Origin of the sequence: Kiloniella sp. (assembly GCF_048270245.1) — a bacterium.
Taxonomy (GTDB): Bacteria; Pseudomonadota; Alphaproteobacteria; order Kiloniellales; family Kiloniellaceae; genus Kiloniella.
The window spans coordinates 186,416-202,266 of the sequence record NZ_JBLWTH010000002.1 but is presented as its reverse complement, the minus strand read 5'-3'; the positions used below and the strand labels follow the sequence as shown (position 1 = coordinate 202,266).

The following is a 15,851-nucleotide window of genomic DNA, read 5'->3' as shown; positions in this document are numbered from 1 at the left end:
CAGTATAAATTTGTGCAGAATCTCGTTAATTTTGTCTTATTCAGTGCGTTGAATAAGGTGGTAACCAAAAGAAGTTTCAACGACACCGCTGGTTTCACCTATTTCCATTGAGAACGCGGATTCTTCAAATTCTGGAACCATCATTCCTTTGCCAAAGTGGCCGAGATCGCCGCCTTCATTGCCTGATGGGCAGTCAGAATGTTCTTTTGCCAAATCAGCAAATGCAGTACCGGCTTCGACCTGAGTTTTCAGGTCTTGGATAAGAGTTTGAGCTTCTTCCTGTGAACGTGTCGCTGTAGAACGCATAGATCCTTCGTACATTAGCAGAATGTGTGATGCACGTACTTGGTCAGACATGGTGTTTCTCCTTCAAAAAGTGTTTATCCATAAAAAAAACCGCACATTGTGCGGGGTAATTTCCCCTTATACATAACGTGCGGTTCTAAATGAGCAATGTCTGATTTTATTTTTTATGTAATATTAAATTTTTGCAGGACGTCAGCAAGGTCATCACCGAAGGTTGTCCCTCGACGAATCACACCGACATTCATTGGTAATTCCTGCATATCTGGGTGATCAGATGGCAAACTTGTCAACACAGCGACGTGGGATTTTTTGGTTGATGGCATTGCCTTCAAGGCGCAAGCAAGATCAGCCCCGCCAAGTCGTGGCATAACCATTGAGGTTATGACGAGATCCGGCTTGGTTTCTAGAATCATTGTGATTGCTTCCAAAGGTTCCGTCAGTGACGTAACGCGATATCCACATGCTGCGAGTTCACGAGCAACAACCTTACCGGCAGTTTTTTGCGGAATTACAAGCAAAACTTCTGTGTTTGTAATTTCAATGTCTTCGACATTAAAAGTAATCTGGTGCGGCATAGAGCGCACAACTTCGGCAATGTTTTCTGCTGGTAAAGCTTCGCCATCAAGCAACGCGGAAATCTTGTCACTATAGGTTTGAAGGTCTTGAATGTGTTTTGGTTCAAGATCTGTTAGGCCGGAAAGATATTCATCCAGCCTATGCGTTATGGCCGCTAAGCCCGGTATATTAACTGATTTTGCCTTAAATCTTAGGTTAGACGAATCTTGTGCTAAGCGTTCAGCCGCAGTTTTCCCATCCAGTCCGCCTGTTCGAACTTGCTGAAGGTTGACTTCCAGGCTGGATGCCACGTCTCTTGCTTCGTCCAACATTTCGCCTTCAGCGAGTTTATCTGCTTCTTCTTCGCTGATAACAGAACCCGAATTCATTTTCACACACCTAACATCTTTAATTAATATATGGTGCCAAAGATAGAGTGAATGAGTTAATGCTCTGCTAATATTTTGGATAGCTCGCTGGTTTTTTTGATTTTTTAGCAGTCTCGTATTTCCTGAAATAAACAAAATAAAAGCTGCTCAGAATTGGTCTGGCAGCTTTTATTTTGTTTGTATTATTGATGATCTTTTATGACGGATTACCTTTGTAAAGATCTTTAGGGTCGATCTCGATATCCGAGTTTTCTATGCATTCGCCATTTTCAGTAACTGAAAAATAAAAACAACTACGGCGACCTGTATGGCACGCGACACCGTGTTGTTTAACTTTTACCAATACGGTGTCTCGATCACAGTCGATAAGGAAATCAACGAGTTCTTGGTGTTGCCCAGATGTTTCGCCCTTTTTCCATAAGGCTTGGCGAGACCTTGACCAGTAGCAAACCCGGCCACTGGCGAATGTTTCTTTGATAGATTCTTTGCTCATCCAGGCCATCATAAGGACGTCGTCTTTTTCACTATCCTGTGCAATGGCCGGTATAAGTCCTTGGTTATTGAATTTGAGGCTCGACAGAAGAGCATCCAATTTGGTGTTACTCATGAATGAAATTCCTAGGATGATAATTTATTAAAGCCGCCCTCTAGATCCATAATAAGGTCATCGGGGTTTTCGAGGCCGATGTGAAGCCTTATTAACGGACCAGCTGCGGACCATTTTGTTGCCGTACGAATAGAGCTGGGGTCACATGGGAGAATAAGGCTTTCATACCCACCCCAACTGTAACCAATGCCATACAGGTTCAAGCTGTCAATCATAGCGTTGACGGCTGTTTTTGACGTTGGCTTAAGGATAAAGCCAAACAGGCCGCTTGCTCCTGACATGTCACGTTTCCAGATCTGGTGGCCAGGGTCGCTTTCAAGGGCAGGGTGTAGAACAGAAGAGACTTCTGGACGCTTTGAGAGCCAGTTAGCGACAGTTAATCCGCTTTCATAATGCTGTTTCAAGCGAACGGCCATTGTTCTTAAGCCGCGCTGGGCAAGGTAAACATCATCAGGGCCAGAGCATTGTCCTAAGTGGAAAGTGGTTTCTTTGACTTTTTGATAGAGCTCTTCTGTTGTAATAATCAACCCTAACATAGCGTCTGAATGCCCGACGATATACTTCGTACCAGCGTGCACAGAAATATCTACACCAAGTTCAAAAGATTTGCAGAGTAGGGGGGTAGCCCAGGTATTATCCATGATCACCAAGACGCCTTTATTGTGCGCAGCTTTGGTGATCGCAGGGATATCCTGCATCTCAAATGTGTGCGAACCGGGTGATTCTGTGAAAACAAGGCGTGTGTTCGGGCGAATTAGCTGTTCAATATCTTTACCAATGAGTGGGTCGTAATAGGTTGTTTCTACACCCATGCGTTTAAGAACGTCTTTGCAGAAAAAACGAGTGGGGGCGTAAACTGAATCTGTTACCAGAATGTGGTCGCCGGATTCTACAACACTCAAAATTGCTGTCGTAATGGCAGCAAGGCCGGAAGAGACAGAAAACGCACCATACCCACCTTCTAATTCAGCAATCGCATTCTCTAAGGCAAAGATTGTCGGTGTGCCCTGACGCCCATAATTCATTGTTCCTTTGTCGAACTTTGTTGCAGCCCTTTGTTCCATCTCTGCTGTATCTTTAAAGAGAATGGTAGAGGCATGATACACAGGCGGGTTAACGACCCCAAAGTTTGCCATAGGATCCCGCCCGAGTTGGGTAACTTTAGTTTCTGCGGTATATTTATTGTTCGACATTAGGAATTCTCTATTACGATATTTATGGTGGACGTTATTTTGTGAATGGCAGCATCACGATAGAAGCAGACGATTGCAAGTAATTCTGTGAAGGCCGGAAAGGTGAGGTTTTTGATGTGTAGCTATTCAGAAGGATTCTTTTTTAAGAGGTTATACGCCGTTTTAAGGATAAAAAATCAAAAAAAAAAGACAAATTAACCATATTTGAAATCTGTATGTACAAATTTTTTACAGAAAACGAAGAAAGTTTGAAAAAGTAATGTGTATCTAATTCATTGATTTATAAGAATTTTTTCAATAGCAAGGGGAATTGTCCCCTAACAAAGTAAAAAATGCTGTTTTCTGAGAGGCTTAGATAGGTTACTGGTTATACATGTTTATTGCGTTGGTGAACAATTTGTATGCCGATGAAAAATTAATCGGGATGTCCTGTTTGCGGCGTCTTAAACAAACAATAAACGTGTTAAACAGCAGGGAAGACACAAAAAATGAAATTCGGAAAAGTCCTGTTTGCGGCCGCAGCGGCCACAGCAATGACAACAGCAGCTCAGGCTGGTACTCTTGACGACATTAAAGCTCGCGGCGAGCTTAATTGTGGTGTCGCAACACCTCTACCTGGTTTTGCTGCTCCTAACGCAGAAAACGTTTGGGAAGGTCTTGACGTTGATGTATGTCGCGCAGTTGCAGCAGCTGTATTGGGCGACCCAATGAAAGTGAAAATCACTCCTACGACTTCTAAAGAACGTTTCACCGTTCTTCAGTCTGGTGAGATTGATCTGCTTGCGCGTAACACCACGTGGACACTTTCCCGTGATGTTAACCTTGGTTTCGAGTTTGTAGGCGTTAACTACTACGATGGTCAAGGTTTCCTCGTAAACAAATCACTTGGTGTTTCCAGCGCGACTGAGCTAGACGGTGCTTCTGTTTGTGTTCAGACTGGTACAACTACCGAGCTTAACTTAGCTGACTATTTCCGTGCCCAGGGCATGCAATACGAAACAGTTCCAGTTGCAACTGCTGAAGAAGGCGGGAAAGTATATGACGAAGGTCGTTGTGATGTTTACACGACTGATGCTTCTGGTCTGTACTCACTTCGCTCTACGCTAACAGCTCCTGATGAGCAGATTGTTCTTCCTGAAATCATTTCCAAAGAGCCACTTGGTCCTCTCGTTCGTCATGGCGACCAACAGTGGGGCGATATTGCCCGTTGGACTCTTAACGCGATGATTATTGCTGAAGAACTTGGTGTGACTTCTGAGAACATTGACGAGATGGCTTCTTCTACAAACCCATCTGTTCTTCGTCTTATCGGTGCTGAAGGCAACATGGGCGAGCAGCTTGGTCTGGACGCTAAATGGGCATACAACGTAGTTAAACACGTTGGTAACTATGGTGAGTCTTTCAAAAGAAACCTTACTGATACTCTAAACATCGAGCGCGGTATCAACGCTCAATGGAAAGATGGTGGTCTTCTTTACGCTCCTCCAATGCGCTAAGTCGAGACATTAAAGCCTGATTTAACTTTGCGTGGGGCTGCCAGAATTGGTGGCCCTACCTTAGCTAAACAGGCTTTAATTTTAATAAAAATAAGCATTTAGGAGGCAGTATGTCGGCTGAAACTGCACAAAATGCCCGTGGGTCGGGTGGAGCATCGCTCTTTTCGGATCAGCGGTTTAGATCGCTTTTCTTTCAGGCTCTTGTTATTGGCCTGCTAGGCGCATTCCTCGTATTCATCGTTTATAACACAGCTCATAATATTGAAAAACGCGGTATTCAAACCGGTTTTGCTTTTCTTGATGCTGCCGCTGGATACGATATCGCCATTTCTCCCTTTATGGAATATACAGCAACACACACACATGGACGGGTATTCCTTGTTGGGTTGTTCAATACACTTCTGGTTTCCTTCTTGGGAATTATTGCAGCAACATTTTTAGGTGTTTTCCTAGGTGTTTTGCGTCTATCACCGAACTGGTTGGTGAGTAGAATTGTTTATTGTTATGTAGAATTCACACGTAACGTTCCTCTGTTGCTGCAAATTCTTCTTTGGTATGCAATTTTCCTTGCTTTGCCTGCGGTAAAACAAAGTATCACGATGTTTAATGATATTATCATCTTGAACAAACGTGGGCTTATTGTTCCTGAACCGCTACCTGGTGATGGGTTTATGCTTGTGCCCATCGCATTGGTTCTTGCTCTTTTTGCAAGTATCTTTTTTGCGCGTTGGGCAAAGAAAACTCAGGCTGCTACTGGTAAGATATATCCTGTATTTATGACAAATACAGCGATGATTATCGGTTTGCCACTTCTTGCTTTTGCTGTAACGGGGTTTCCTCTCGATTTTGCATATGCTGAATTAAAAGGCTTTAACTTCAAAGGTGGTGTGGTTATCAAGCCTGAATTCACTGCTCTTTGGTTCGCGCTAAGTCTTTATACAGCAGCCTTTATCTCTGAAACCGTTCGTGCGGGAATTCAATCTGTTTCTCACGGACAAACGGAGGCATCAGAGGCATTGGGCTTACGTCCAAGTTGGACAATGCGCCTGATTATTTTGCCTCAGGCTCTTCGGGTGATTATTCCTCCGATGACCAGTCAATATCTTAACTTGACCAAAAACTCATCACTTGCGGTTGCCATTGGGTACCCGGATATTGTGCAGTCTTTTGGCGGTGTGACATTGAACCAGACAGGGCAGGCGATCGAAGTGATTTTTATTACCATGCTCGTATATCTGACAATTAGCTTGCTGATTTCAGCGTTTATGAACTGGTATAATAACCGCGTTAGTTTGGTAGAAAGGTAGGAGGGGCAGATGAGTGTAACTGAACAACAATATGCTCCTGGTGAGCATCCTGATCTTCCTCCGCCTCTGGGCGAAGCCGGATTAATTGCATGGTTTAAGAAAAGACTATTTTCAAGTGTTGGTAATACAATTCTGACACTGGTTGCTGTCTTTTTCCTTTATCATGTTTTATCTGCAATAATTTTCTGGACCTTAACGGGGGCAACCTTTACTGGGGAAACGAAAGCAGATTGTGATTTAGGTGGTGCCTGCTGGCTTGTGATCGGAGATCGTTTCCATCAGTTTATGTATGGGCTTTATCCAACAGATCAATACTGGCGACCAAATCTAACCTTTATCTTGATGGTTGTTGCCATAGTTCCGGTATTGTTTGACAATATACCGCACCGTGGAAAGTTTCTTCTGTTCTCTGCAATATTTCCTTTTGTTGCTTTTTACCTCCTAAGCGGTGGTTGGGGACTGGAAACTGTTGATACTGATGAATGGGGTGGGTTGTTACTAACCCTTGTCTTGGGGGTTACTGGTATTGTTGCCTCTTTGCCGATTGGTATTGTGTTGGCGCTTGGGCGTCGATCCAATATGCCGATTGTTAGAACACTATGTGTTTGCTTTATCGAGTTTATTCGCGGTGTGCCTTTGATCACCATTCTTTTCATGGCGTCGAATATGTTGCCATTGTTCCTGCCTGAGGGTGTGAACTTTGACAAGTTGCTTCGTGCTTTGATCGGTGTTGCCTTGTTCTCTTCCGCTTATATGGCAGAGGTCATTCGTGGCGGTCTTCAGGCTATTCCGAAGGGTCAGTATGAAGGTGCAGATGCTATGGGGCTAAGCTATTGGCAATCCATGCGTTTGATCATTCTTCCTCAGGCACTTCGCATTGTTATTCCAGGAATTGTGAACACATTTATAGGTCTGTACAAAGATACAACACTTGTTTCAATTATCGGTTTGTTTGATTTGATCGGTATTGGTCTGGTGGCTGTTGCAGATGTTAAGTGGCGTGGTTTGGCACCGGAAACGTACGCCTTTATTGCGCTGTTGTTCTTCATATCCTGTTTTGCAATGTCGCGTTACAGCCTATGGCTTGAAAATAAACTTCACACTGGTCATAAAAGATAAGGAGCCCGTGGTATTATGAGTAATGCAAGTACCAATACCTCGAAAAAAACAGATGAGGTGGCTATCCAGCTGAACGGTGTTCATAAATGGTATGGCCAGTTTCATGTGTTGAAAGATATCAATCTGAACGTACAACGGGGGGAGCGGATTGTTATCTGTGGTCCTTCCGGTTCAGGTAAATCCACATTGATCCGATGTATCAACCGTTTGGAAGAGCATCAGCAGGGCGATATTATCGTTGATAATATTGAACTGACAGGAAATCTCAAAAACATTGATGCGATCCGTCGTGAAGTTGGTATGTGCTTCCAGCACTTTAACCTCTTTCCGCATCTAAGTGTTCTTGAAAACTGTACTCTTGCACCTATTTGGGTCCGCAAGATGCCGAAGAAAGAAGCCGAAGAAATTGCGATGCACTATCTGGAACGTGTTAAAATTCCAGATCAGGCAAGTAAATTCCCCGGACAACTTTCTGGTGGTCAGCAGCAACGTGTTGCTATTGCACGTTCTCTTTGTATGAACCCACGTATCATGTTGTTTGATGAGCCAACATCGGCTCTTGATCCAGAGATGATTGCTGAGGTTCTGGATACAATGATTGAGCTTGCTGAAACAGGCATGACAATGCTTTGCGTAACCCACGAAATGGGATTTGCACGTAAAGTTGCGGATAGAGTTATCTTTATGGATGGCGGTGAGATTATTGAGCAAAATGAACCAGAAGAGTTCTTTAATAATCCTCAATCAGAGAGAACACAGAAATTCTTGAGCCAAATTTTGGCGCATTAATAATTTCTGTTTTCTCACGAAAAGCGGCCTCAGATTTGGGGCCGCTTTTTTTATGCCGTTATTATTCTTATGCGCCGTTATTTTCTTATGCAATGTGATTGGGATTGGCGAGGCTTGATCTTGGTTTTTCTTTTCTGGCAATAGATCAATAAATAAGGCCCTAAAAAGAGAGATTAAAAAAGCCAGCTGTAGAATACGCAGCTGGCTTTTTTAATTTTAACTATCTAGATGATTTGACAGTTGTAATGTCGCGTTATGAAACTTAACGCTTTTCTACAGGGATAAAATCACGTTCATCAGAACCAAGATAAAGCTGACGAGGTCTGCTGATTTTATGGCTTGGATCTTCGATCATTTCTTTCCACTGCGCGACCCATCCAACGGTTCTTGCCAAGGCAAAGAGAACTGTAAACATAGATGTTGGGAAGTTCATCGCTCGGAGAATGATGCCTGAATAGAAATCAACATTCGGGAATAGTTTTTTCTCGGCGAAATAGGGATCAGAAACCGCAACTTTTTCAAGTTCCATAGCAAGTTCAAGAAGCGGATCGTTGATACCTAGCTCTTCAAGGACTTCATGACAGGATTCACGCATCACAGATGCGCGTGGATCGTAATTTTTATAAACACGGTGCCCAAAGCCCATCAGACGGAATGGGTCATTCTTGTCTTTTGCCCGTTCGATGAATTTTGGAATATTGTCTTTATGTCCAATTTGTTGAAGCATGTTGAGAACAGCTTCGTTTGCCCCGCCGTGAGCAGGCCCCCAAAGAGATGCAATGCCAGCCGCAATACAAGCGAATGGATTTGCACCACTTGAGCCTGCGATACGTACTGTGGAGGTTGACGCATTTTGTTCGTGATCTGCATGTAGAATGAAAATGCGATCCATCGCACGAACAAGTGCGGGGCTTGCCTTGTATTCCTCACATGGAACAGAAAAAGTCATGTGAAGGAAGTTTTCGGCATAGCTAAGATCGTTCTTTGGATAGACGAAGGGCTGACCGATAGAATATTTATAGGCATAAGCAGCAATTGTTGGCATCTTCGCAATAAGACGATGTGATGCAATCAAACGCTGTTGTGGGTCGCGAATATCAGTTGAGTCATGATAAAACGCTGAAAGAGCCCCTACAACACCAACCATGATTGACATCGGATGCGAATCACGGCGGAAGCCGCGGTAGAAATTCAGCATCTGTTCATGAAGCATTGTGTGATAGGTGATTTGATTTTTGAACTCGTCAGATTCTGCTTTCGTTGGCAGTTCACCGTTCAGCAGAAGGTAACATGTTTCCATGTAGTCACTTCCAGAGGCTAAATCTTCAATAGAATATCCTCTGTGGCGCAATATCCCCTTGTCACCGTCAATGTAGGTAATAGAGGAATCACAACTACCCGTTGAAGTGAACCCTGGATCATATGTAAAACAACCAGATTCACTGTAAAGTTTCCTAACATCGATAACATTTGGTCCACAAGTTCCCTGAAGGATCGGCATATCCCAACTGTGTCCGGTGCGGTTGTCCGTAACGGTAACGCTATTTTTGTTGTCGGTATCTGACATATTTGGAACCTCTGCTCTTTGTTATTATTCTGGTTTGTTGCGCGGCAGCATAATACTTTTACTACTTAAGATCAAATTGTGCGCTGCAATATTTTTAATTATTTATAACCTTAAATTTGATCTGTAATTCTGTTGATTGATTCGTCTTTGCCCAAGATTGCCATGACTTCAAAGATCCCTGGCGAAACATTAGAACCGCTTAGTGCGGCGCGTAATGGCTGGGCAACCTTGCCAAGTTTGAGTTCGTTCTCTTCGGCAAAGCTCTTGACTGAATTTTCCAGCAGGTCTTCTTCCCAGGCAGAAAGGCTTTGAAGGACAGGTAACAGCGTCTTCAAGTTCTCTTTGCCTTCGTCGGATAGAAGTTTCTTGGCCTTATCGTTTAGTTGCAAGGGGCGACTTTTAACGTAGAAGGCAGCACTTTCAGCGAGATCGATAATGGTTTTTGCCCGTTCTTTCAGGCCAGACATTCCTTTGATCAGCACATCTTTTTTTTCAGCAGAAATTGCAATCTCTTCTTTTGCGGAAATGAGAGGAGAGATAATATCAGCCAGATAACTGTCATCTGCATTACGTATATAAATGCCATTCAGATTTTCAAGTTTCGCAAAGTCAAAGCGAGATGGTGATTTACCTACGCCATCAATATCAAACCATTTAATTGCTTGTTCGGTAGAAATGACTTCTTCGTCTCCGTGTCCCCAGCCTAAACGCAATAAGTAGTTGCGCAGGGCTTCGGGCAGATACCCCATTTCATCGCGATAGGCCTCAACACCCAATGCACCATGACGCTTTGATAGTTTAGCGCCATCTGCGCCGTGGATAAGAGGTATGTGTGCAAAATATGGAAGTTCCCACCCCATTGCTTTAAACAGCTGTGTCTGTCTGAAAGCATTTGTCAGGTGATCATCGCCACGGATAATGTGCGTGATCCCCATATCGTAATCATCAACGACGACAGATAGCATGTAAGTTGGTGTGCCATCTGCTCTTAACAATACCATATCATCAAGTTGGCTATTGGCAACTGTAACGTCACCTTGGACTAGATCCTTGATAAGAGTTTCGCCTTCTTGTGGCATTTTTAGGCGTACGACTGGTTTAACACCTTCAGGTGCTTCAGATGCAGGGCGATCACGCCAGCGGCCATCATACTTCATTGGACGACCTTCGGCACGTGCGGTCTCACGCATTTCAGTCAGCTCTTCAGGACTGCAGTAACAATGATAGGCTTTGCCTTCTGACAATAGTTGTTGAGCGACTTTCTGGTGTCGTTCAGCGCGAGAAAATTGGTATGTAATCTCATCGTCATGGTTAAGCCCCAGCCAATTCAGACCGTCTATTATGGCCTCGATAGCTTCCGGTGTTGAACGCTTGCGATCAGTATCTTCGATACGCAACAAATATTTTCCGCCATGATGTTTGGCGAAGAGCCAGTTAAATAGGGCTGTGCGTGCGCCACCAATATGAAGAAATCCAGTAGGTGAAGGTGCAAAACGGGTCACGACCTGTTTCGTGGGATGGCTCATGAAGATCTTCCGATAATCCAGAGGTTTTGGGTGCTAGTCTTAGTGAGGGTTATCCGGTGTTTGCGAAGTATTGCTAAACTCTCGACCTGGATAACAAAGACTGGGTTTCGCCGAGGTTTAACACATTGTTGCCTATCTCGCAAATAGGCAGGTTTAATTTGTATAACTTTAGCATACCACTGATGAGTTATTCGTGCACAAAAATAAAGTCATATCATAATTGGTTTGAGTTGAAGAAATATGATGTTTTTCCCTTTTATTGTAATACACTGGGGAGAGGGGGGATATTTTTCGTGCTGTCAGAGTTGATTGCCAAAGAGCAGGGGGCGTTTGCCAATTGGTTACCTGTTTTTATTGGGACAGGAATTGGTCTTTATTTCTCGCTTCCTTTTGAGCCAAGTTTACTGTTATCTCTCATTATTTTTTTGATTTTGTTGAGCGCGATAGCTGCCCTGTTTTATATTTTTCCTACTCCCGATAGGAATAATGGCAAAGGTGCAACTTATTTACTGACTAGATATATTTTAATTGCTGCCTCTCTTGTTTCATTGGGGGGTGTTGCTGCAACCTATCGGACTGATCGAATAGCTGCGCCGATAGTTGAGCGGCAATTCGGTCCCAGTTACTTCGAAGGGCGGGTTGTTCAGATAGAGCCAAGCTCCCCAGGGCAGAGGTACTTGTTGGATAATCTATCGGGAAAAGCTTTCAAATGGCTTAGTACGCCTCATACCATACGATTAAAGTCAAATCTTCTTCAGGAAGACATCCATATCGGAATGCGTGTGAGGGTTCTGGCCGTTATCCAGCCTCCGGCACGACCGAGTATTCCCGGTGGTTTTAATTATGCAAGACATGCTTATTATCAACAGATCGGTGCCGTTGGTTATATTCTTGGCAAGGCAGAGATACTCGAAGAGCGAAGCGTGAAGGAAAGTCCGCATCTCCTTGAATACCTAAGTATGATGATAGCAGAAACTCGTAATTCAATAGTCCGAGATGTGGGGAAATATATAGAAGGTGATCAAAGGGATCTTGTCGTAACTTTTTTAACGGGACAAAAAGGAGGACTCTCTAAGGAAACAAAAGAAGAAATTCGTAATGCGGGGCTAGCCCACTTATTGGCAATTTCCGGATTACATATGGGGTTGATGGCCGGGATTGTTTTCTTTGTCATTCGCTTTGTCTTAGCTTTATTTCCAAGTCTTGCATTAAATTATCCCATCAAAAAGATCGCGGCAGTCGCTGCAATCGTTTTCTGTTTCTTTTATTTGTTACTCATTAATCATCCTCTGTCAGCCCAACGTGCTTTTATTATGATAGCAGTAAGTTTGGGCGCTGTGGTGTTCGATCGTAAAGCCCTTTCCATCAGAACGGTTTCCGTCGCGGCGTTGTTCTTGCTTCTGATCTACCCTGAAGTTTTGATCTCAGCCAGTTTTCAGATGTCGTTTTCTGCGGTTCTGGCGCTTGTCGCTTTTTTTGAATGGTATTCTTATAAAAATGTTGAACAGCATTTCGTGGGAAAAATGCTAAACGGGATAAAGCTTACTTGTTATTGTTCCCTTGTGGCCTCGATCGCGACGGCACCTTTTGTTCTCTATCACTTTCATAGCCTGCCTTTATACGGAATCCTTGCTAATTTGGTGGCCGTTCCCTTCACGGCTTTCATCCTCATGCCATTGGTTTTGATATGTTATGTGTCGTTTCCTTTTGGATTTGAAGGATGGGCAATTCAATTACTAGGGCATGCTTTTGAATTTTTATTATGGATTTCCCGTGCCATTTCTCAAATTCCTTATGGAGAATGGAGGTTAAGTGCTTTTCCAGTCCTTGCATTGGTTATTGTAACATTAGGTGGCATTTGGCTTTGTCTTTTTAAAACTAGACTTAGGTGGTTCGGGATTATTCCTGTCGTGTTTTTTGTTATTTTTATCAATATGTTTTCTTCTGATCCTGATATCTTAGTTGACCCCAAAGGGCAATTCATAGGTATTGCTATTAATGATACGCTTTATCTCAACAACACGAGACGGTCGAGGTTTGTCGCTCGGATCTGGAAACAGGACCTTGCCCTAAAAAGCGTTAAGTCTTGGGAAGAGTTACCTCGTACCTATTTGAAATGTGACGAAGAAGCTTGCCGCATAAGATTAAAAGGTGTGAAAATCTCTTTTGTAAAGAACGGTACAGCTTTTTTAGAGGAGTGTAATCAGGGGCAACTACTTGTGGTGCCTGGGCTGAAAATTCCACGATGGTGTCGGGAAAATGGCGCAGACCATAGTTCCCTTTCTTTGGATAAATGGGGCTTGAGGAAGGGTGGGGTGCATAGCATATCAATTATGCAGGGTACCCCGAAAATACAAACTGTTAATGGGTTTACTGGTGATCGTCCTTGGAGTAGGCGTGAGTAATTTTTAATTTAAAACGTTAAAATTGCCTAATAAGATACTGTTAATGATATGTTCTTAGGAGGCCGACAAGCTTGCCTTGAACTTGAACTCTGCCTGCTTCGTAGATTTTAGTTTCATAGGCAGCATTAGCTGGTTCTAGTTCTATTTTGCCACTTTGGCGTCTGACATGCTTAAGAGTAGCCTCTGCATTATCAACAAAAGCCACACCGATCTGACCATTTTCAATGGTGTCGCATCTTTTGATCAAAACTGTATCACCATCAAGGATGCCTGCTTCGATCATTGAATCCCCCTCAACAGTCAGGGCATAGTGATCACCGCCGTTTAGAAGGTTCAAAGGAACGTCAACGTAATTATCAGGATCATTTAGTGCTTCAATCGGTGTACCTGCTGCAATTTTACCATAAAGAGGGAGCTGTACGGTGTCTTCGGATGATTGATTGGCCGCTTCGATGTTTTCATTAAGCAGGCGATTGTTTTGCTGTTTTAAGGCGTTGAATTCCTGAGCTTGCGGTACAGGCCCTAAGTCTTCTGGTAGCCTCAAAATTTCAACTGCTCGCGCTCTGTGCGCAAGCCGTCGAATAAAACCTCGTTCTTCCAAGGCTGTTATTAGGCGGTGAATACCTGATTTTGATTTTAATGCCAATGCGTCCTTCATTTCATCGAATGAAGGCGAAACACCTGTTCGAGACAAGTGATCCCGAATGTAAAGCAATAGCTCTCGTTGTTTCTTGGTCAGCATTAAAATTCCCCCGAAATACAGAACTTGATTTCTGTAGAACAAAACAAAAACATATCTTTTGTTCTACTTTGGTTCTCGTTTCGGGTCAAGAGGTTTTGCGTCTTTTCTTGTGCCTAAAGCCGAATTATCTCTACTTCTGTTCCTTTGGCTGCGGGTGAGGCAAAGGGAGCCCGGATAACGAGACAATCTGCTTTACGGAGCAGATTTAACATCGCGCTGTCCTGCCGCTCAAAAGGCGTCGCTTGTAGTTGTCCTGATGAGTTTGTTGATAACTTTGCTCTTAAATAATCCTGGCGCTTATCATTTTCACCCAAACCTTTAGTGAGTATAGCTTTTTCTACCTGTAAGTTATCAGGATCTCTACCAGTCATTTTCCACAGGGCGGGGCGGGCAAAAATGTAGGCGCATACAAGTGTTGAAACCGGGTTTCCGGGAAGACCTATCATCGGTGTTTTCCCGAGCTTACCAAAGATAAGCGGCTTTCCCGGGCGCATGGCTATTCGCCAAAAGTCAATTTCCAAACCTTGTTCACCAAGTACGGAACGAACAAGATCGTGATCGCCAACAGAGGCCCCACCTGTTGTTAACAAAAGATCAGCGCCTTCTGCTCCCTTGGCCATGGCTGAAAGAGCTTCTTTGTCATCAGGTGCAATGCCAAGCGATATAGGTTCACCACCGCATTCTCTAACAAATGACATAAGAGCGGTTGTGTTCGAGCTGATGATTTGATTTGGGCCGGGTGTTACGCCGGGCAGTACAACTTCGTTTCCTGTGGCCAATATGGCAACTTTAGGTTTCCGATATACCTCTAACCAGGGGTGGTTCATGGCTGCTGCAAGTGCTAGGTCTCGTGCCGAAAGTAGCGTACCTTGCTCTAAGCCGATTTGACCTTTGCGAAAGTCCAGCCCTGCGGGGCGAATGAAGCGACCAGGTTCTTCGCTTTGTTTAACAGTGACCCTTTTATCGTCATGATCGGTGTTTTCCTGAATAACAATACAATCAGCCCCAAGTGGGACGGGGCCACCAGTAAAGATACGAACTGCTTCACCGTTTTGGAGTTGAGCCTCGTAGCTTCCACCAGCCGGGGCTTCGCCCCTGATTTTAAGTGTTACAGGAACTGATTGAATGTCAGAGGATTTAACGGCAAAGCCATCCATGGCAGAAACATCTGTCGGAGGTTGTGTTAATCTGGCCTTGATATCTTTTGCGAGAACCCGTCCTAAGCCATCGTGAAGGGAAACCGTTTCGGGGGATAGTTCGGTAAAGCTCGCGAGAACTCGTTTTAAAGCTTCTTCAACTTGTATCATTAACTAGCCTCGTAAGTTCCTGATTTGCCACCAGTTTTTTTGATAAGCCTTATGTCGGTGATCTGTATGCTCTTATCAACTGCTTTGCACATATCATAGATAGTTAATGAAGCGATTGATACCGCGGTCAAGGCTTCCATCTCGACGCCTGTTTGACCTGTAAGTTTGCATGTTCCAATAACATCAATGGCGTTATTATCCGGATCCAGAGTGAAATCAACTTTCACAGATGTTAGCATCAGAGGGTGGCATAGAGGGATCAGATCAGGTGTTTTCTTTGCCCCCATGATACCGGCAAGACGTGCGATGGCGAGAACGTCACCCTTTTTGAAGCCGCCTTGTTGGATAAGTTGCATCGTTTCAGGTTGAACCAATACCCGCCCTTTGGCTGTTGCTGTTCTCGTGGTCTCGGTTTTATCCGAAACATCAACCATGACAGCTTTACCCTCTTGATCGAAGTGAGTGAGTTCGTTTCCTGATGACATCTCTTTATCCAACTTTAGTCTGCGATTTCAGTCATTCTATAGTTTTGCTAATTTATTG

At 43.8% G+C, this 15,851-nt stretch carries 14 protein-coding genes; 5 read left to right on the top strand and 9 right to left on the bottom strand.

From position 1 onward, the window contains the following. Positions 1 to 36: 36 nt before the first annotated feature. From ACN0W5_RS06090 to metC, 4 genes are all read right to left on the bottom strand, one after another. Positions 37 to 357: a peptidylprolyl isomerase gene (locus ACN0W5_RS06090; RefSeq protein ID WP_417453295.1), complete on the bottom strand. Its 321-nt coding sequence runs from the start codon at positions 355 to 357 to the stop codon at positions 37 to 39. A gap of 113 nt (positions 358 to 470) precedes the next feature. After that, positions 471 to 1,250, bottom strand: a complete 780-nt coding sequence (locus ACN0W5_RS06085) for a response regulator (protein ID WP_299372048.1) — start codon at positions 1,248 to 1,250, stop codon at positions 471 to 473. A gap of 196 nt (positions 1,251 to 1,446) precedes the next feature. Beyond that, positions 1,447 to 1,857 (bottom strand): phosphoribosyl-AMP cyclohydrolase, encoded by a 411-nt coding sequence (gene hisI, locus ACN0W5_RS06080; protein ID WP_417453294.1) that lies wholly within the window; start codon positions 1,855 to 1,857, stop codon positions 1,447 to 1,449. Between the two features lie 11 nt (positions 1,858 to 1,868). Further along, positions 1,869 to 3,050, bottom strand: coding sequence for a cystathionine beta-lyase (metC, locus tag ACN0W5_RS06075; RefSeq protein ID WP_417453293.1), 1,182 nt, complete (start codon positions 3,048 to 3,050; stop codon positions 1,869 to 1,871). A 488-nt stretch (positions 3,051 to 3,538) separates the two neighbouring features. On the opposite strand from metC, the gene ACN0W5_RS06070 reads away from it, so the two are divergent. The 4 genes from ACN0W5_RS06070 to ACN0W5_RS06055 all read left to right on the top strand — a co-directional run bounded on the left by ACN0W5_RS06070 (position 3,539) and on the right by ACN0W5_RS06055 (position 7,761). Next, the gene (locus ACN0W5_RS06070) at positions 3,539 to 4,546 is read left to right on the top strand and encodes an amino acid ABC transporter substrate-binding protein (protein WP_417453292.1); all 1,008 of its coding nucleotides are present in this window, start codon (positions 3,539 to 3,541) and stop codon (positions 4,544 to 4,546) included. A 110-nt stretch (positions 4,547 to 4,656) separates the two neighbouring features. Further along, positions 4,657 to 5,853, top strand: coding sequence for an amino acid ABC transporter permease (locus ACN0W5_RS06065; protein WP_417453291.1), 1,197 nt, complete (start codon positions 4,657 to 4,659; stop codon positions 5,851 to 5,853). Between the two features lie 9 nt (positions 5,854 to 5,862). After that, positions 5,863 to 6,972 (top strand): amino acid ABC transporter permease, encoded by a 1,110-nt coding sequence (locus ACN0W5_RS06060; RefSeq protein WP_417453290.1) that lies wholly within the window; start codon positions 5,863 to 5,865, stop codon positions 6,970 to 6,972. A 15-nt stretch (positions 6,973 to 6,987) separates the two neighbouring features. Next, positions 6,988 to 7,761: an amino acid ABC transporter ATP-binding protein gene (locus tag ACN0W5_RS06055; RefSeq protein ID WP_299372030.1), complete on the top strand. Its 774-nt coding sequence runs from the start codon at positions 6,988 to 6,990 to the stop codon at positions 7,759 to 7,761. A 262-nt stretch (positions 7,762 to 8,023) separates the two neighbouring features. On the opposite strand, the gene ACN0W5_RS06050 is transcribed toward ACN0W5_RS06055, so the two are convergent. Both ACN0W5_RS06050 and gltX read right to left on the bottom strand, forming a co-directional pair. Then, the gene (locus tag ACN0W5_RS06050; protein ID WP_299372027.1) at positions 8,024 to 9,328 is read right to left on the bottom strand and encodes a citrate synthase; all 1,305 of its coding nucleotides are present in this window, start codon (positions 9,326 to 9,328) and stop codon (positions 8,024 to 8,026) included. Positions 9,329 to 9,438: 110 nt separating this feature from the next. Next, positions 9,439 to 10,854: a glutamate--tRNA ligase gene (gene gltX, locus ACN0W5_RS06045; protein ID WP_417453289.1), complete on the bottom strand. Its 1,416-nt coding sequence runs from the start codon at positions 10,852 to 10,854 to the stop codon at positions 9,439 to 9,441. A 293-nt stretch (positions 10,855 to 11,147) separates the two neighbouring features. On the opposite strand from gltX, the gene ACN0W5_RS06040 reads away from it, so the two are divergent. Continuing rightward, positions 11,148 to 13,259, top strand: coding sequence for a ComEC/Rec2 family competence protein (locus tag ACN0W5_RS06040; protein WP_417453288.1), 2,112 nt, complete (start codon positions 11,148 to 11,150; stop codon positions 13,257 to 13,259). A 40-nt stretch (positions 13,260 to 13,299) separates the two neighbouring features. On the opposite strand, the gene lexA is transcribed toward ACN0W5_RS06040, so the two are convergent. The 3 genes from lexA to moaC all read right to left on the bottom strand — a co-directional run bounded on the left by lexA (position 13,300) and on the right by moaC (position 15,793). Next, complete coding sequence (gene lexA, locus ACN0W5_RS06035; protein ID WP_417453287.1) at positions 13,300 to 14,001, bottom strand: transcriptional repressor LexA; 702 nt, start codon at positions 13,999 to 14,001, stop codon at positions 13,300 to 13,302. A gap of 113 nt (positions 14,002 to 14,114) precedes the next feature. After that, on the bottom strand, positions 14,115 to 15,308 hold the full coding sequence (gene glp, locus ACN0W5_RS06030; RefSeq protein ID WP_417453286.1) for a gephyrin-like molybdotransferase Glp: 1,194 nt from the start codon (positions 15,306 to 15,308) through the stop codon (positions 14,115 to 14,117). Beyond that, positions 15,308 to 15,793 carry a cyclic pyranopterin monophosphate synthase MoaC gene (gene moaC, locus ACN0W5_RS06025; RefSeq protein ID WP_417453285.1) on the bottom strand — a complete coding sequence of 162 codons (486 nt, stop codon included), beginning with the start codon at positions 15,791 to 15,793 and terminating at the stop codon, positions 15,308 to 15,310. The genes glp and moaC overlap by 1 nt, the downstream gene beginning before the upstream one ends. Positions 15,794 to 15,851 lie beyond the last annotated feature (58 nt).